The sequence below is a fragment of the Flavobacterium sp. ASV13 genome (assembly GCF_000745775.1).
Taxonomy (GTDB): Bacteria; Bacteroidota; Bacteroidia; order Flavobacteriales; family Flavobacteriaceae; genus Flavobacterium.
In genome coordinates, this window is record NZ_JQJY01000002.1 from 688,978 (window position 1) to 705,144 (window position 16,167).

At 34.4% G+C, this 16,167-nt stretch carries 18 protein-coding genes; 17 read left to right on the forward strand and 1 reads right to left on the reverse strand.

Features of this window, described 5'->3' with window-relative positions; genetic code table 11:
• Nucleotides 1-12 precede the first annotated feature (12 nt).
• Nucleotides 13-1,263, reverse strand: a complete 1,251-nt coding sequence (locus GQ47_RS06710) for an NAD(P)/FAD-dependent oxidoreductase (RefSeq protein WP_035646507.1) — start codon at nucleotides 1,261-1,263, stop codon at nucleotides 13-15.
• A gap of 101 nt (nucleotides 1,264-1,364) precedes the next feature.
• On the opposite strand from GQ47_RS06710, the gene hutH reads away from it, so the two are divergent.
• From hutH to GQ47_RS06800, 17 genes are all read left to right on the forward strand, one after another.
• Complete coding sequence (gene hutH / locus GQ47_RS06715) at nucleotides 1,365-2,885, forward strand: flexirubin biosynthesis tyrosine ammonia-lyase FlxA (protein WP_035646509.1); 1,521 nt, start codon at nucleotides 1,365-1,367, stop codon at nucleotides 2,883-2,885.
• Nucleotides 2,886-2,915: 30 nt separating this feature from the next.
• Entirely contained in the window at nucleotides 2,916-4,025 is a 1,110-nt protein-coding gene (locus GQ47_RS06720; RefSeq protein ID WP_035646511.1) for a WG repeat-containing protein, read from the forward strand.
• 42 nt (nucleotides 4,026-4,067) lie between these two features.
• Nucleotides 4,068-5,291, forward strand: coding sequence for a WG repeat-containing protein (locus GQ47_RS06725; protein WP_035646513.1), 1,224 nt, complete (start codon nucleotides 4,068-4,070; stop codon nucleotides 5,289-5,291).
• Nucleotides 5,292-5,328: 37 nt separating this feature from the next.
• On the forward strand, nucleotides 5,329-6,060 hold the full coding sequence (fabG, locus tag GQ47_RS06730; protein WP_035646515.1) for a flexirubin biosynthesis SDR family reductase FlxB: 732 nt from the start codon (nucleotides 5,329-5,331) through the stop codon (nucleotides 6,058-6,060).
• Nucleotides 6,061-6,143: 83 nt separating this feature from the next.
• Nucleotides 6,144-7,379 (forward strand): beta-ketoacyl-[acyl-carrier-protein] synthase family protein, encoded by a 1,236-nt coding sequence (locus GQ47_RS06735; protein WP_035646517.1) that lies wholly within the window; start codon nucleotides 6,144-6,146, stop codon nucleotides 7,377-7,379.
• Nucleotides 7,372-7,626 carry an acyl carrier protein gene (locus GQ47_RS06740; RefSeq protein WP_035646520.1) on the forward strand — a complete coding sequence of 85 codons (255 nt, stop codon included), beginning with the start codon at nucleotides 7,372-7,374 and terminating at the stop codon, nucleotides 7,624-7,626. The genes GQ47_RS06735 and GQ47_RS06740 overlap by 8 nt, the downstream gene beginning before the upstream one ends.
• The gene (locus GQ47_RS06745) at nucleotides 7,626-8,504 is read left to right on the forward strand and encodes an LpxL/LpxP family acyltransferase (protein ID WP_035646522.1); all 879 of its coding nucleotides are present in this window, start codon (nucleotides 7,626-7,628) and stop codon (nucleotides 8,502-8,504) included. Before GQ47_RS06740 ends, GQ47_RS06745 begins: the two co-directional genes overlap by 1 nt.
• Nucleotides 8,505-8,674: 170 nt before the next feature.
• Complete coding sequence (locus GQ47_RS06750; protein ID WP_035646879.1) at nucleotides 8,675-9,577, forward strand: NADPH-dependent FMN reductase family protein; 903 nt, start codon at nucleotides 8,675-8,677, stop codon at nucleotides 9,575-9,577.
• Nucleotides 9,578-9,596: 19 nt separating this feature from the next.
• Nucleotides 9,597-10,730, forward strand: a complete 1,134-nt coding sequence (locus GQ47_RS06755) for a dialkylresorcinol biosynthesis protein DarB (protein ID WP_035646525.1) — start codon at nucleotides 9,597-9,599, stop codon at nucleotides 10,728-10,730.
• A complete protein-coding gene (locus GQ47_RS06760) occupies nucleotides 10,731-11,162 on the forward strand; it encodes a hotdog family protein (RefSeq protein ID WP_035646527.1) in 432 nt (143 codons plus the stop codon).
• 7 nt (nucleotides 11,163-11,169) lie between these two features.
• Nucleotides 11,170-11,634: a hotdog family protein gene (locus GQ47_RS06765; protein WP_152561004.1), complete on the forward strand. Its 465-nt coding sequence runs from the start codon at nucleotides 11,170-11,172 to the stop codon at nucleotides 11,632-11,634.
• Nucleotides 11,635-11,950: 316 nt separating this feature from the next.
• The gene (locus GQ47_RS06775; protein WP_035646539.1) at nucleotides 11,951-12,199 is read left to right on the forward strand and encodes a hypothetical protein; all 249 of its coding nucleotides are present in this window, start codon (nucleotides 11,951-11,953) and stop codon (nucleotides 12,197-12,199) included.
• An 11-nt stretch (nucleotides 12,200-12,210) separates the two neighbouring features.
• Entirely contained in the window at nucleotides 12,211-12,615 is a 405-nt protein-coding gene (locus GQ47_RS06780) for a flexirubin biosynthesis protein DarG (RefSeq protein WP_035646542.1), read from the forward strand.
• Nucleotides 12,615-13,613: a BtrH-related acyltransferase DarH gene (locus tag GQ47_RS06785; RefSeq protein WP_035646544.1), complete on the forward strand. Its 999-nt coding sequence runs from the start codon at nucleotides 12,615-12,617 to the stop codon at nucleotides 13,611-13,613. Before GQ47_RS06780 ends, GQ47_RS06785 begins: the two co-directional genes overlap by 1 nt.
• Nucleotides 13,614-13,618: 5 nt before the next feature.
• On the forward strand, nucleotides 13,619-14,371 hold the full coding sequence (locus GQ47_RS06790) for an ABC transporter ATP-binding protein (protein WP_051951397.1): 753 nt from the start codon (nucleotides 13,619-13,621) through the stop codon (nucleotides 14,369-14,371).
• Nucleotides 14,361-15,644: an ABC transporter permease gene (locus GQ47_RS06795; RefSeq protein ID WP_035646546.1), complete on the forward strand. Its 1,284-nt coding sequence runs from the start codon at nucleotides 14,361-14,363 to the stop codon at nucleotides 15,642-15,644. Before GQ47_RS06790 ends, GQ47_RS06795 begins: the two co-directional genes overlap by 11 nt.
• On the forward strand, nucleotides 15,619-16,068 hold the full coding sequence (locus GQ47_RS06800; RefSeq protein ID WP_035646549.1) for an acyl-CoA thioesterase: 450 nt from the start codon (nucleotides 15,619-15,621) through the stop codon (nucleotides 16,066-16,068). The genes GQ47_RS06795 and GQ47_RS06800 overlap by 26 nt, the downstream gene beginning before the upstream one ends.
• Nucleotides 16,069-16,167: the final 99 nt, after the last annotated feature.

Below are 16,167 nucleotides of genomic sequence, written 5' to 3' on the forward strand. Positions count from 1 at the left end.
AAAAAGCCCTGATTATTCAGGGCTTTGTTCTTTTTGCATATTCAATAAATACGCCATATTTGCAATTACATGATCATGTTTCTTCACAAACGGATTTTCTTCATTCCAAACATATCCTGCTAAAACCGAACATATTTTCTCTTTTACTTCAGGGTTTTCAGGCTGATGAAAAAACAATGTTTGAAGATTTCCTGTGTACCATTCCTGAACATATGTTGTGAAAACTGCAATTCCGCGTTTCATATATTGCGTAAATTCAACTTCCCAATCTACTTCAATTCCTTGTGATTCTTTCAAATATAATTTCGCTGCTAACATTCCGGATTCAGTCGCAAAAGCAACTCCTGATGAAAAAACAGGATCCAAAAATTCAGAGCTATTTCCTGTTAGAGCAAAACCGTCACCGTACATTCTTTTTACGGCTCTTGAATAATTTTCTAATTTAACGGGTTCGAACAAAAATTCTGTTCCTTTGAATCTTTTAATATAATAATCTGATTTCTGAATCGCATTTCGCAAAGCTTCAGCGTTATCTTTATTTTCTGAAAGCGAATTAATAAAATCTGTCGGACCAACAACACCTAAACTTGTATTTCCATTCGAAAACGGAATTACCCAAAGCCAAACTTCAGTTTCCAAAATATCAAAAGAAATCTGAGTTCCCTCCTCGCCTTCTTCTCTGTTTATATCTTTAACATGTGTAAAAATAGAAGAATGCGGATCTAGTTTTGACGGTGTATCCAAATCTAAAAGTCGTGGCAAAACACGACCGTATCCGCTGGAATCAACAATAAATTTGGCGTGGATTTCTTTTAAATTTCCGTCCTTATCTTTTACAATTGTTTTCGAATTTTTTCCTTCAAAAGAAACTTCTAAAACCTCTGTTTCAAATTCTAAGTCAATTCCTTTTCGAACTACTTCCTGCGCCATTGTGTTATCAAAATCGGCGCGCGGCACTTGCCAGGTCCAATCCCAGCCTTCTCCAAATTTCTGACTGAAATCAAAAACACAAATTTCTTCGCCTCTGATAAAACGGGCTCCCAATTTTTTTTCAAAGTTCATTGCATTCAGCGCATCATACAGCTCTGCCTCTGCAAAATGGTCCATCACTCGCGGAATAAGGCTTTCGCCGACCACAAGTCTCGGAAATTTTGTTTTTTCTACAACTTTGACCTTGACATTATTTTTATGAAGATACGATGCTGAAACGCATCCTGAAGGTCCTGCACCAATCACTAAAACATCAACAAACTCCTTTGTCATAATAAAAATGTTATGAATTATTAACTTACATTTGCGTTCATCAAAATAACTACAATTATTTTGATAATTAAAATTAAATTAGCACAATCAAATACGGTTTAATGAACACAATTAATGAATATTTAAGTTTAGCAGAATTCGAGTCAATCATTTTTGGAAATAACAAAGTTGCAATCAGTGATGTAGTTTTAAATCGAGTAAATGAAAGCTTTAATTTCCTGAAAGAATTTTCGGGAAACAAAATAATATATGGTGTAAACACTGGTTTTGGACCAATGGCTCAATATAGAATTAAAGAGTCAGACCAAATTCAGCTGCAATATAATTTAATCAGAAGCCACTCTTCAGGAACCGGAAAACCATTAAGTCCTGTTTGTGCAAAAGCGGCAATTCTGGCACGTTTGAACACACTTTCTTTAGGGAATTCTGGAGTTCATCCGTCAGTAATTCATTTAATGGCGGAATTAATTAATAGAGATATTACTCCGTTAATTTTTGAACATGGAGGAGTTGGTGCTAGCGGTGATTTAGTTCAATTGTCGCATTTGGCTTTAGTACTAATCGGTGAAGGCGAAGTTTTTTACAAAGGCGGAAGAAGACCAACCAAAGATGTTTTTGATATTGAAGGTTTAAAACCAATTCAGGTTGAAATTAGAGAAGGTTTGGCGTTAATCAACGGAACTTCAGTAATGACAGGAATTGGTGTTGTGAATGTTCATCATGCTAAAAAATTATTAGACTGGTCATTAAAATCTTCTTGTGCTATAAACGAATTGGTTCAGGCATATGACGATCATTTTTCGGCAGAATTAAATCAAACCAAACGTCATAAAGGACAACAGGAAATCGCAGAAAGAATGAGACAAAATCTTTCTGACAGTACTTTAATCCGCAAAAGAGAAGACCATTTATATTCTGGCGAAAACACAGAAGAAATCTTCAAAGAAAAAGTTCAGGAATATTATTCTTTAAGATGTGTTCCTCAAATTTTGGGACCGGTTTTAGAAACTATAAATAATGTCGCTTCAATTTTAGAAGACGAATTCAACTCGGCAAATGACAACCCAATTATCGATGTAAAAAACCAACACGTTTATCACGGAGGAAATTTCCACGGCGATTATATTTCGCTTGAAATGGATAAACTGAAAATCGTTATTACAAAATTAACGATGTTGGCAGAACGTCAATTGAATTATTTATTGAATTCAAAAATCAACGAAATTCTTCCTCCATTCGTAAACTTAGGAACATTAGGATTTAATTTCGGAATGCAGGGCGTTCAGTTTACAGCAACCTCAACAACTGCCGAAAGTCAAATGTTGTCGAACCCGATGTACGTGCATTCAATTCCAAACAACAACGACAATCAGGATATTGTAAGTATGGGAACAAATGCCGCAGTAATTACCTCAAAAGTGATCGAAAATGCTTTTGAAGTTTTGGCTATCGAAATGATTACCATCGTTCAGGCAATTGATTATTTAGGTCAGAAAGATAAAATTTCATCGATTACTAAAAAATGGTACGATGATGTTCGTCATATTATTCCGGAATTTAAGGAAGATCAGGTTATGTATCCTTTTGTTCAAAAAGTAAAAGATTATCTGATCAACAGTTAATTTAAGACCTTAATACAGCTTTAAACAACTATGAAAAAAATATTTTTTTTACTCTTAATATCTATCCAATTAATCAATGCTCAAGAACTTGCCTTAATAAAAAAAGAAGGCAAATTTGGACTTATCAAAAACGACGGAACTTTTGCTATTGCTCCAAAATTTGACAGCGCAAGAGATTTTTCAGATGGTTTAGCAGCTGTTAAAGAAAATGGAAAATGGGGATTTGTAGACAATACAGGAGCCTTTGTAATTCCGCCAACTTTTGACAATGCTAAAGATTTTGACAGCGGAATATGCGTAATAGAGAAAGATGCTGTTTGGCATTACATCAATAAAAAAGGTGAAATATTAGAAGGTAATCCGAAATCTGATAAATTATTTGATTTTCATTATGGTGTCGCATTTTTTAGACAAAATGACAAAGTTGGATTAATCAATAATAAATTTGAAATTGTTCTTGCTCCAAAATATGATGTCATCAGAGCTTTTTACAAAGGCTATGCGAGAGCAGCACTAAATGACAAGTGGGGAATTATTGATACATCAGGAAAAGAAGTTGCAGAAGTTGTTTACGATGAAGTTGGTGATTATTTTAATAATACAACATGGGCAAAAAAAGAAAAAGTATATGGACTAGTACACAATGGAGTTTTTATTGAAATACCAGATGTTACAGAATTCGGACCTTTTGGCACTCAAGATTTTATAGCGGCTAAAAAAGGCGGAAAATTTGGATTTGTAGATTTCGAAGGACAATGGGTTCTTAAACCGATGTTTCAAAAAGCAAAAGGATTTTCTAATGATTTAGCACCAGTTTTGTTGAGAGAAAAATGGGGTTATACCAATTTAAAAGGAGAATGTATTGTTCAACCAATGTATAATGATGCAGACCCTTTCAGCGAAAATGGTCTGGCAGCTGTTAAAATTCTTGGTAACTGGGGATTTATAGACAAAACAGGAAATTTAGTTATTCCGGCAGATTATGAAATTTCTGCAGCTTTTGGAGGCTATACACGTAACGAAAAAGGGTTTATCAACGGATTAGCAAGAGTTAAACGTAAAGGAAAATGGAGCTTTCTTAAACCAAATGGAGATCTTTTGATTGATTGGTCTCAGAATGCCGAGCTCTTTCAGAAATAGTAAGAATAAAATTTTACATATTAATTATTGAATCTTAAAATCATGAAAAAACCGCTTATTTTTTTGTTGCTAGTTTTCATTCAATTTGTTAATAGTCAAGAACTGGCATTAGTTAAAAAGAATTCAAAAATCGGATATATTTCCAAAGACGGATCTTTTAAAATCGAACCTCAATACAAATCTGCCAGAAGTTTTTCTGAAGGATTAGCTGCTGTAGAAAATGGCGGAAAATGGGGATTTATTGATGCAAAAGGAACTTGGGTAATTCCAGCCGATTTTAGTAATGCCAAAGATTTTAACAGCGGAATTGCAATTGTACAAAAAGATAAAGAGTGGGTTTACATTAATACAAAAGGCGAAATTCAGAAAGCTCCGGCTTCAGAAAAATTATTTGATTTTGACAACGGCGTTGCTTTTATCAGACAAAACAACAAAGTTGGATTGATCAACAACAAAATGACTGTTGTTTTAGAACCAAAATACGATCAGATCAAACCTTTTGAAAATGGTTTTGCCAGAGTTGAACTGAACAAAAACTGGGGAATTATAAACACTACCGGAAAAGAACTTGTTGAGCCTGTTTATTCTGAAATTGGAAATTATTTCAAAAACACAACCTGGGCAAGAAAAGATAAAACTTTCGGCCTTGTAAGCGCAGGGAAATTTATTCCTGTTGATGGTGCTGAAAAAATCTGGGATTTCGAAACTCAGGATTTGACATTTGCTAAAAAGAACGGAAAAATCGGTTATATTGATTTAAAAGGAAATTGGGCAATTCTACCTATATATGATAAAGGAAAAGCTTTCTCAAAAAACCTGGCTCCGGTTTTAGTTGGAAAAAAGTGGGGATTTATCAATACGGAAGGAAAATTTGTAATTGAACCTACTTACAATGATGCCGAAGTTTTCAGTTCAAACGGATTGGCTCCAGTAAAAGAAAGCAATTGGGGATTCATAAATGAAACAGGAAAAATAGTAATTCCAACACAATACGGAATTACAACAAATGCCATTATCGCCATGTTTACGCAACAAGACAAAGGATTTATCGATGGCGTTGCAAGAGTAAAAAACGAAGGAAAATGGGGTTTTCTTAAACCAGACGGAACAGTTTTAAGCAATCAATGGTTTGAAAATGCTGAATTATTTTCAAAATCAGAAAAAAATCAAGCAGTTGAAGCTGTAGCGGAAAAACCTAAAGAAGAAACCAAGCCGGCAAAAACTGCTGCAAAACCAGCAAAAAAGCCGGTCAGCAAGAAAAAATAATACTATTTAGTCCCAATAAAATATAAAATCTTACATAATGAAATGTGTATTAGTAACAGGCGGTTCAAGAGGAATTGGAAGTGCAATTTGTAAAAAATTAGCCGTTGAATCTGATTATCATATTCTGATTAATTATCATTCCAACCAAATCGCTGCTGAAGAAACACTTCAGGAAATTCAAAAATTAGGAGCAACCGGAGAAATTCTGGGTTTTGACGTCTCTAATTTTGAGCAAGTACAAGATGTTTTAACAAAATGGCAGGACGCCAATCCTGAAGCACTTGTTGAAGCGATTGTAAACAATGCAGGAATTACAAAAGATGGTCTTTTTATGTGGATGACGCCACAAGACTGGAATCGTGTAATGAATACAAGTACAAACGGATTTTTTAATGTAACGCAGTTTTTCATTCAAAAAATGCTGCGTAATAAATATGGCCGAATCGTAAATATGGTTTCGGTTTCGGGAGTTAAAGGAACTGCTGGACAAACTAATTATTCGGCTGCAAAAGGCGCTATTGTTGCCGCTACAAAAGCTTTGGCTCAGGAAGTAGCAAAACGAAACATTACAGTAAATGCTGTTGCACCAGGTTTTATCAAGACTGATATGACAAGCCAACTCGACGAAAAAGAATTATTAAAACTAATTCCCGTAAATCGTTTTGGAGAAGCCGAAGAAGTTGCCGATTTGGTAAGCTTTTTGATTTCTAAAAAATCAAGTTATATTACCGGAGAAATTATTAATATAAACGGAGGAATATATTCTTAAGAATACTATGTTTGCATAATATTTTAAGTTTTTTTAAACATAGAAAATTACACTTTAAGGATAAAAAATTACTTTGAAAGACAATGAATAAGAGAGTTGTAATTACTGGAATGGGAATTTATTCTTGTATCGGAACTTCTTTAAATGAAGTAAAGGAATCTTTATACGAAGGAAAATCCGGAATTAAATTTGATCCAGAAAGAAAAGAATTTGGTTTCCAGTCGGCTTTGACCGGAATGGTTCCAAAAGCTGATTTGAAAAATTTATTGACACGCAGACAGCGTATGAGCATTGGTGAAGAAACCGAGTACGCTTATATGGCTACTATCGAAGCATTGAAAAATGCCAATATAGACGATGCTTTTTTTGAAGAAAGAGAAGTTGGAATTATGTACGGAAACGACAGCGTTTCTAAAGCAATTATTGATGCTACAGATATTGTCCGCGAGAAAAAAGATACTGCATTAATCGGTTCTGGAGCGATTTTCAAATCAATGAATTCAACGGTAACGATGAATCTTTCAACGATTTTTAAACTTCGTGGAATCAATTTAACTGTAAGTGCAGCCTGCGCAAGCGGATCTCATTCTATCGGATTGGCTTATTTTTTAATAAAAAGCGGTTTTCAGGATATTATAATTACTGGCGGAGCTCAGGAAATCAACAAATATGCGATGAGCAGTTTTGATGGTTTAGGTGTTTTTTCGAATAGAGAAAACGAGCCAGAAAAAGCCTCAAGACCTTTTGACGCCGGACGCGACGGATTGATTCCGAGTGGCGGTGGCGCGACTTTAATTTTAGAAAACTACGAATCGGCAATTGCAAGAGGAGCTACTATTATCGCCGAAGTTTCCGGTTACGGATTTTCATCAAACGGCGGGCATATCTCAACTCCAAATGTTGAAGGACCAGCCACAGCAATGCAACGCGCACTTGATGATGCTAAATTAAATGCATCAGATATTGAATATATAAATGCACACGCAACCTCAACTCCGGTTGGTGATGCAAACGAAGCCAAAGCTATCTTTGAAGTTTTTGGTGAGAAAAATCCTCCTGTAAGTTCTACAAAATCAATGACAGGCCACGAATGCTGGATGGCCGGAGCAAGCGAAATCATTTATTCTATTATAATGATGCAGAACGATTTCATTGCACCAAACATCAATTTGGAGAATCCAGATGAAGATGCGATGAAATTAAATTTAGTTAAAACTACGTTAAACAAAAAATTTGACATATTTTTGTCCAATTCTTTCGGTTTCGGAGGAACCAACTCTGCGTTGGTGGTTAAAAAGTTTAAATTGGACAATGAATAAAGAAGAGATTATAGCGAGAATTAATGGTTTTTTGGTTGATGAGTTTGAAGTAGATAATGATGAAATTGAACCAGATGCTAATTTAAAAGATACACTTGGGTTAGACAGCTTAGATTATGTTGATTTAGTAGTTTCTATTGAAGCTAACTTTGGTGTAAAATTGGTTGAAGCTGATTTCGTTGGAATTGCAACTTTTCAAAACTTCTATGACCTTATTGAAGCCAAACTAAAAGCTAAAGCTGCTTAATGAGTCAATGGGATGGCAAATCAAAAGGTACTGTTTTAGGTTATAGAATATTCGTTTTTTTGATACAAAAAGCGGGTGTCAAATCTGCTTATGTCTTACTTTATTTTGTTGCTTCTTATTATTTCTTATTTCTAAAGAAAAGTAATAAGGCGATTTCTTACTATTTCAAAGAAAGACTTCAGTATTCTTATTTTCAGTCAAAAAAAATGGTTTTCAAAAGTTATTACACTTTTGGACAAACTATTATTGACAAAGTTTCGATTTCAGCTGGAATGCGAAATAAATTCACCTATGAATTTGACGGAATCGAAATTCTGAAAAAACTTTTAGCCGAGAAAAAAGGCGGAGTTTTAATAAGTGCTCACGTTGGAAATTTTGAAATCGCCGAACATTTTTTTGGCGACATCGATCTTGATTTCCAAATCAATCTTGTAACAACAGATTTGGAACATTCGGCAATTAAGCATTATCTGGAAAGCGTTACACAAAAATCTGCCGTAAAATTTATTATCATAAAAGACGATTTATCTCATGTTTTTGAGATCAATGCTGCTTTGGCCAATAACGAATTGGTTTGTTTTACCGGCGACCGTTATTTTGAAGGAACAAAATCCCTTTCTGAAGAAATTCTTGGTAAAGAAGCTAATTTCCCTGCGGGCCCATTTTTAATCGCTTCAAGATTAAAAGTTCCTGTTGTTTTTGTTTATGTTATGAAAGAACCAAATCTTCATTATCATTTATACGCACGCGAAGCCACAGTAAAACATCGCGACGAAAAAGGTTTATTAAAAGAATACGTAAAAAGCGTTGAAAGCATTTTGCAGAAATATCCTTTGCAGTGGTTCAATTATTTCGATTTTTGGAATCAGCTTAAATAGATTGCACACAGATTTTACGGATTAAACTGATTTACACCGAATTAAATTCATTTCAAATTAAATCAGTTTAATCCGTAAAATCTGTGGCCAAAAAACGAAACATTAAACAAGAAAATTCGTTTAAAATAATTTACTTATTTTTGTTCGCAACCAAAGAAAGTAAACCTAAAATGAAAAATGTTCTCGTTATTTTTTATTCTCAATCCGGACAACTAGAATCCATTGCGCGTAATATTGCCAAACCCTTTTTAAATTCAGATGAAATAAAAGTAACTTTTCATGAAATTCAATTGGAAAAACCTTTTCCATTTCCGTGGAATAAAACTACTTTTTTTGATGCTTTCCCAGAATCATTTCTACAAATTCCAACGGCTTTAAAACCAGTTCCGGAAGAAATTTTAAACACAAAATTCGATCTTATTTTACTGCATTATCAGGTTTGGTATTTGACACCTTCAATTCCGATGAACTCTTTTCTAAAAAGTGCTGACGGTAAAAATATTCTAAACAATACTCCCGTTATTACTATAAATGGTTCCCGAAATATGTGGATAATGGCACAGGAAAAAGTCAAAGTTTTATTGCAGGAAGCCAATGCAAAATTGGTTGGAAATGTTGCTTTAGTTGATCGTGTTGGGAATTTAATCAGTGTGATCACTATTGTAAACTGGATGTTTTCGGGAGTTAAAAAACGCTATTTAGGATTTTTTCCGTTGCCTGGAGTTTCCGATAAAGACATTCAGGAATCGGATAAATTCGGCGAAATCATGCTTTCAGAATTCAAGCAAAATAAATTAGAAGATTTACAGCCAAAATTAGCCGAAATTGGGGCCGTAAAAATCAGTCCGTATTTAGTAACTGTAGACAAAACGGCTAACAAAATCTTTAATAAATGGTCTAATTTCATTCATAAGAACCAAAAAAACAGAAAACTGCTTCTTAAATTATTTTATGTTTATTTATTCCTTGCAATATGGGTAATCTCGCCAATAGTATATATATTGCATGTTATTAGCTATCCGTTTAAGATTAAAACTATAAAAAAAGAAACTCAATACTATCAAGGAGTTTAGAAGAGGAGAAAATTATATTATGTTTGACGTATATATTACCAAAGCCGCAAAATACTTGCCTAATGAAGCTGTTTCAAACGATGAAATGGAGAATTATTTAGGACTGATAAACGATACTGCTTCAAAAGCAAGACGTATTATTTTGCGCAATAATAAAATTACAACCCGATATTATGCCGTTGACAAAAATGGCAAAAGCACGCACAGCAACGCTGAACTGGCAAAAAATGCGATTTCACAGTTGTTTGATGAAAATTTCACCGATCAGGATTTAGAAGTTCTTTCCTGCGGGACTTCTTCACCTGATGTTTTTGCGCCTTCACACGCTGCAATGGTTCACGGATTATTGAAAAATAAATCGGTTGAGTTAAACTCTTCTTCCGGAATTTGTTGTTCTGGAATGAATGCGTTAAAATATGGTTTTCTTTCTGTAAAATCTGGAAATTCAAAAAACGCTATTTGCACAGGTTCTGAAAAAGTTTCAACCTGGCTTTCGGCACAACAATATAATCAGGAAATCATCAACTTAAAAAATCTGGAAGAACAGCCTATTATTGCGTTCAAAAAAGATTTCTTGCGCTGGATGTTATCGGACGGAGCTGGTGCTTTTTTATTAGAAAATAAGCCAACCGGAGAAGTCTCATTAAAAATCGAATGGATGGAAGCCTATTCATATGCATTCGAATTAGAAACCTGCATGTATGCCGGTGGAGATAAATTAGAAAACGGAGAAATAAAACCCTGGAGTGAGTACAAACCTGAGCAATTACTAAACGAATCTATTCTGGCAGTAAAACAGGATGTAAAACTACTTGACGAATTTATTTTGCCAAAAGGTGTCGAAAGTATGAGCGATGCCATGGCAAAACACAATGTTACAGCAGACGATATTGATTATTTTTTACCGCACGTTTCTTCTCACTTTTTTGTTGATGGCCTTAAGAAAGGGTTATTAGAAAAAGGAATTGACATTGCTGATGAAAAATGGTTTATGAATCTTTTGAGAGTTGGAAATGTTGGATCAGCTTCTATTTACATTGCTGTTGAAGAATTAATAAATTCTGGAAAATTGAAAAAAGGAGATAAAATTTTCCTTTCAGTTCCGGAAAGCGGAAGATTTTCATTTGCTTACGCGTATTTAACTGTCTGCTAAATGAATGCTTCTATACTTTTAGAGAAAGAAGCTGTAGAAAATCTGCTTCCGCAAAAGTTTCCTTTTGTAATGGTGGATCGTATGTTTTCTTATTCTGAAACCGAATTGACTTCTGGATTAAACATTCAAAATGATAATATATTTTTAGAAGAAAATACTTTTCTAGAAGCCGGTTTAATTGAACATATGGCGCAATCTGTTGCTTTGCATACCGGTTATCAGTTTTTCTTAAAAAACGAAACTGCTCCAACAGGTTATATTGGTTCTATTAAAGACATTCAAATTAAAAAATTGCCTAAAGCCAACGATACAATTCAGTCGAATGTTACCATTTTGCAGGAATTTGCAGGCGTAACTCTAGTTGATATTATAACTTTTTTAAATGATGAAGAAATTGCAAGCGGACAAATGAAAACCGTTTTAGCAAAATAATAGAATGATGAAAGTTGGAATCGACATACAAAATTATTTACCGCACCGAGCACCAATGCTGATGGTTGATTTGATTTTGGAAATTGATGCCACTTCAGTTGAAACCGAATTTTTAATCAAAGAAGACAATATTTTTGTTGATAACGGCATTTTAATAGAAGCCGGTTTAATCGAAAACACAGCACAAACTTGTTCTTCAATTGTTGGAAAAAAGTATTTTTTTGAAGAGGACGGAACTGAAAATGAAAACGTAAATGTGATTGGTTTTATCAGCGCTTTAAAAAATCTAAAAATACATGCATTACCAAAAGTTGGCGATGTCATAACGACCAAAGCAACTTTGGTTTCCAAATTTGTTGGCGACGATTATACTTTATGCACCATGAGTTGTGAAAGTTTATTCGAAGACAAAAAACTGTTAGAATGCGAAATTAATCTGTTTATTCAAAAGACAATTTCTGTAATAGAATAATACCATTTTTTAAACCTTTTGATAGAAAATTCAAATAAAAACTGCCTCACTTATTATATTATAATTCTATGGAAAACTGTAAATGGTGCCAAAAAGAGATAAAACCTAATGAAGTACATGTCAACGACACAAAAATAATTATTTGTTCAAGTTGTGTACTAAGATTACACAAAGTCAGTATTGAGCAAGATTTGATGCAATTTGATCCGGAATTACTAAAAGTTGTCGAAATCCAAAACAAGAAAATTTTATTTTCCCACATCATTATAATTAGCCTTATTCTAATATTTTCTTACTTTCTAAAATTAATAATGTAATGGAAAATGTAAAATGTATGTTTTGCGAAACTAACGATCCAAGTACATCTTATATAAGAGATGAAGAAAAAACTATTTGTATTAATTGTGTTAAAGGATGCGTTGGTGCTATTTTTAATTACTCCAAAATTCCTTCTCGTGATTCTATGACAGATGAAGTGAAAGAAATTTATAAAAAATATACCACTTGGACCTATTTGGTTTACGTTGCTTTGATTATAATTTTATTAATATTAATTTCCAGATAAATAAAACCGTCATGGAAAAAGAAAATGTACCTCAGCACGATGGAAATTTAAGCAAAAAAAATCTCAAAGAATTGGTTTATGCGACCGATGAAAACGGCAATTATACAACCGCTTTGAGCACGGGCTGGGAACCAAAAGCGATTGCACTTTCGAACGCGATCGACGATATAAAAGAACGTGCCGAAGAAGCAAAAATGAAAGTTCAAAGCGGAGAATTGAGTCCGATTTGTTATTTTATGGAACTCAACAAAATGGATCTTTCGATTCTTGCCGGATATGTGGAAATGTGGAAATGGCGCGTAAAAAGACATTTTAAACCTTCCGTTTTTGCCAAACTAAACGACAAAACTTTACAAAAATATGCCGACGCTTTTGACATTTCATTAGCCGAATTAAAAAACTTTAAAACAGATTAATGCAAGTTACTTTTACACATCATCAATCTGCTCATTGTGAAAATGGAGTAGCTTCAAACCTCTTAAAAAACAGCGGACTCAATATCAGCGAACCGATGGTTTTCGGAATTGGTTCGGGGCTTTTTTTCGTGTATTTGCCTTTTTTAAAAGTAAATCATGCGCCGGCAATCAGCTATAGAACTTTGCCTGGACATATTTTTAATAAAGTTGCCAATCGTTTAAATCTTAAAATAAAAAGACAAAAATTTTCTTCTGTAAGTAATGCAAACAAAGCTTTAGAAGAAAATTTAAAAAATAATATTCCGACTGGATTGCAAGTTGGTGTTTATCATTTGAGTTATTTTCCTGATGAATATCGCTTTCATTTCAATGCCCATAATTTAGTTGTTTACGGCAAAACCGAAACCGATTATTTGATCAGCGATCCCGTGATGGAAACCGTTACCACTTTGACGCATGAGGAAATGGACAAAGTTCGTTTTGCCAAAGGTGCTTTTGCTCCACGAGGACAAATGTATTATCCCATTCAGATTCCGTCGAATGTTGATTTAAAAAGTGCCATTATAAAAGGAATCAAAAATACCTGTCGCGATATGCTGGCGCCAATGCCAATTGTAGGCGTTCGCGGAATTAAAATGGTTTCCCGCCAAATTCGAAAATGGCCGAAAAAACACGGTGTCAGAAAAGCCAATCATTATCTGGCGCAAATGGTTCGTATGCAGGAAGAAATTGGAACCGGAGGCGGAGGTTTCCGTTTTATTTATGCGGCATTTTTACAGGAAGCTTCAGTTGTTTTAGGAAATGAAGAATTGAAAACACTTTCGAAAGAAATGACACAAATTGGAGATTCATGGCGAGATTTTGCCGTTGAAGCTTCCAGAATTTATAAAAACAGAAGTGCTAAAGAAGACGCTTACAACGCCATTGCCGATGAACTTTTGGACATTGCCAATCGCGAAGAAATCTTTTTCAAAAAACTAAAAAAAGCAATCAGCTAATTATTTTGAATCCCATTATAAAAATAGAATCCCTTTCGAAAAAATACAAAGATGCCGATCAGTTTTCTTTGAACGATGTTTCGTTGGAGATAAATGAAGGCCAAATTTTTGGATTATTAGGTCCGAATGGTGCCGGAAAAACAACCTTAATTTCAATGCTCTGTGGATTGATAAAACCCACTTCAGGTCATTTTTCAATTGATGATTTAGACTATCATCATCATTCATCCAAAATCAAAAAAATCATTGGCGTTGTTCCTCAGGAATATGCTTTGTACCCGACTTTGACCGCGAGAGAAAATCTACATTATTTTGGAAGTATGTACGGTTTGAAAGGTGCTGATTTGAAAGATAAAGTCATCGAAACTTTAGATCTTTTGGGTTTATTGAAATTCGCCGATAAACAAATTCATACTTTTTCTGGCGGAATGAAACGCCGTGTGAATTTGATTGCCGGAATTCTGCACAACCCTAAAGTTTTATTTTTGGATGAACCAACGGTTGGTGTTGATGTTCAGTCTAAAAATGCCATTTTAGATTATCTGAAAATCTTAAATCAAAACGGAACTACAATTATTTATACCTCGCATCATTTGGCTGAAGCCGAAGACTTCTGCACGAATATTGCCATTTTAGACCGAGGCAAGATTTATGCAAAAGGAACGCCTTCAACCTTAATTGAAACGACAGAAAATGCTCGAAATCTCGAAGATGTTTTTATTTCATTAACCGGTAAAGACTTGAGAGATGCTATATAAAATTTGGATGTCGATAGTAAAAGAATTCTTGTTGCTGAAACGAGATTTAGGCGGTTTGATTATTTTATTTATCATGCCGTTGGTTTTGGTCATCACGGTGACCGTAATTCAGGACAGCAGTTTTAAAACGGCAAGCAATACTAAAATTCCGATTTTATTGGTTGATTATGACAAAGGTACTGTTTCGAAAACGGTTTTTGATAATTTAGAAAAAAACCAATTATTCACCGTTGTCACTCAAATTGACAATAAACCGATTACTGAAGAAGTTGCCCGAGAAAATGTATACAAAGGAAAATTTCAATTGGCCATCGTAATTCCGAAAAATCTAAGCGTTGATTTGCAAGCCAAAGTCGATCAGAATGTCGAAAACATTGTGAGCAAAATGGGTTTTACAGACAGCGTTGCCAAACCGGAGAAACCAAAAGTTATCACGCAAAAAGAAGTAAAATTATATTTTGATCCGGCGGTTCAGCTGAGTTTCAAAAATTCGGTCATAAATGCGATTGACAAAATGATTTCGCAAATCGAAACCAAATCGATTTACACTACTTTTCAAAATCAGTTAGGCGAAGAAAATACCAAATTCGATCAAACGAGTTTTATTACGTTCAAAGAAATAATTCCAAAAATAAATAATAAAGAAATTTTGCCCAATTCAGTTCAGCACAACGTTCCGGCCTGGACGCTTTTTGCGATATTTTTTATCGTGATTCCGCTTTCGATTAATATCGTAAAAGAAAAATCGCAGGGAACTTTTGTTCGTTTGTTGACGAATCCAACTTCTAATTTAATTGTCATTATTGGCAAAACCATTACGTATTCTGTCATTTGCATGATTCAGTTTTATATGATGGTTGCCGTTGCGATTTTCCTGTTTCCGCATATTGGTCTGCCTCCTTTAAATATCGAAGGACATTTATTTTTAATGAGTGTTGTCGCTTTATTTTCAGGTTTTGCCGCCATCGGATTCGGAATTTTATTAGGAACTGTTGCGAATACTCAGGAACAATCTGCACCGTTTGGCGCGACAAGTGTTATTATTTTAGCTGCTATTGGAGGCGTTTGGGTTCCTGTTTTTGTGATGCCAAAAATGATGCAGATCATTGCAAAATCATCACCTATGAATTGGGGTCTAGAAGCGTTTTATGATGTTTTATTGCGCAACGTTTCGTTTGTTGAAATCATTCCAAAAATAAGTTTGTTATTTTTGTTCTTTATAATCACCACTTCCATTGCCTTATTTTATGACAAAAAGAAAAGAACAGTATAACGAAGCTTCAGACTTAACCGTTTCACACGAAATCAGAATTCGTTTTAACGAAACTGATCCGCTTGGAATTGTTTGGCACGGCCATTATATTACCTATTTTGAAGACGGCCGGGAAGCCTTTGGACGCCAACACGGACTTACGTATTTGGACATTGCAAAAACGGGTTACACTACTCCAATTGTAAAATCAAAATGCGAACATAAATTGTCTTTGCGCTACGGCGATGTTGTAACAATCGAAACCACAGTTGTCGAAACTCCGGCTGCGAAAATAATTTACCGTTTTAAAATTATTGACGCTCAAGGCGAAGTTGCCTGCACGGGCGAAACTGTTCAGGTCTTTTTAGATAAAGAAGGAAATTTAATGCTGACCAATCCTCCTTTTTATGAAGAATGGAAAAGGAAAGTGGGGCTATTGAAATAGAACACGAATTTCACGGATTAACACAAATTAATAATCCGTGTAAATCTGCTTAAATCTGCGTCATCTGCGTGCCATAAAATCGCAAAGAAATAAATCATA

What these genes read in the sequence shown, in the direction of transcription:
- GQ47_RS06710 (WP_035646507.1), bottom strand. Translation starts at nt 1,263, where the DNA reads ATGACAAAGGAGTTTGTTGATGTTTTAGTGATTGGTGCAGGACCTTCA.
- hutH (WP_035646509.1), top strand. Translation starts at nt 1,365, where the DNA reads ATGAACACAATTAATGAATATTTAAGTTTAGCAGAATTCGAGTCAATC.
- GQ47_RS06720 (WP_035646511.1), top strand. Translation starts at nt 2,916, where the DNA reads ATGAAAAAAATATTTTTTTTACTCTTAATATCTATCCAATTAATCAAT.
- GQ47_RS06725 (WP_035646513.1), top strand. Translation starts at nt 4,068, where the DNA reads ATGAAAAAACCGCTTATTTTTTTGTTGCTAGTTTTCATTCAATTTGTT.
- fabG (WP_035646515.1), top strand. Translation starts at nt 5,329, where the DNA reads ATGAAATGTGTATTAGTAACAGGCGGTTCAAGAGGAATTGGAAGTGCA.
- GQ47_RS06735 (WP_035646517.1), top strand. Translation starts at nt 6,144, where the DNA reads ATGAATAAGAGAGTTGTAATTACTGGAATGGGAATTTATTCTTGTATC.
- GQ47_RS06740 (WP_035646520.1), top strand. Translation starts at nt 7,372, where the DNA reads ATGAATAAAGAAGAGATTATAGCGAGAATTAATGGTTTTTTGGTTGAT.
- GQ47_RS06745 (WP_035646522.1), top strand. Translation starts at nt 7,626, where the DNA reads ATGAGTCAATGGGATGGCAAATCAAAAGGTACTGTTTTAGGTTATAGA.
- GQ47_RS06750 (WP_035646879.1), top strand. Translation starts at nt 8,675, where the DNA reads ATGAAAAATGTTCTCGTTATTTTTTATTCTCAATCCGGACAACTAGAA.
- GQ47_RS06755 (WP_035646525.1), top strand. Translation starts at nt 9,597, where the DNA reads ATGTTTGACGTATATATTACCAAAGCCGCAAAATACTTGCCTAATGAA.
- GQ47_RS06760 (WP_035646527.1), top strand. Translation starts at nt 10,731, where the DNA reads ATGAATGCTTCTATACTTTTAGAGAAAGAAGCTGTAGAAAATCTGCTT.
- GQ47_RS06765 (WP_152561004.1), top strand. Translation starts at nt 11,170, where the DNA reads ATGAAAGTTGGAATCGACATACAAAATTATTTACCGCACCGAGCACCA.
- GQ47_RS06775 (WP_035646539.1), top strand. Translation starts at nt 11,951, where the DNA reads ATGGAAAATGTAAAATGTATGTTTTGCGAAACTAACGATCCAAGTACA.
- GQ47_RS06780 (WP_035646542.1), top strand. Translation starts at nt 12,211, where the DNA reads ATGGAAAAAGAAAATGTACCTCAGCACGATGGAAATTTAAGCAAAAAA.
- GQ47_RS06785 (WP_035646544.1), top strand. Translation starts at nt 12,615, where the DNA reads ATGCAAGTTACTTTTACACATCATCAATCTGCTCATTGTGAAAATGGA.
- GQ47_RS06795 (WP_035646546.1), top strand. Translation starts at nt 14,361, where the DNA reads ATGCTATATAAAATTTGGATGTCGATAGTAAAAGAATTCTTGTTGCTG.
- GQ47_RS06800 (WP_035646549.1), top strand. Translation starts at nt 15,619, where the DNA reads ATGACAAAAAGAAAAGAACAGTATAACGAAGCTTCAGACTTAACCGTT.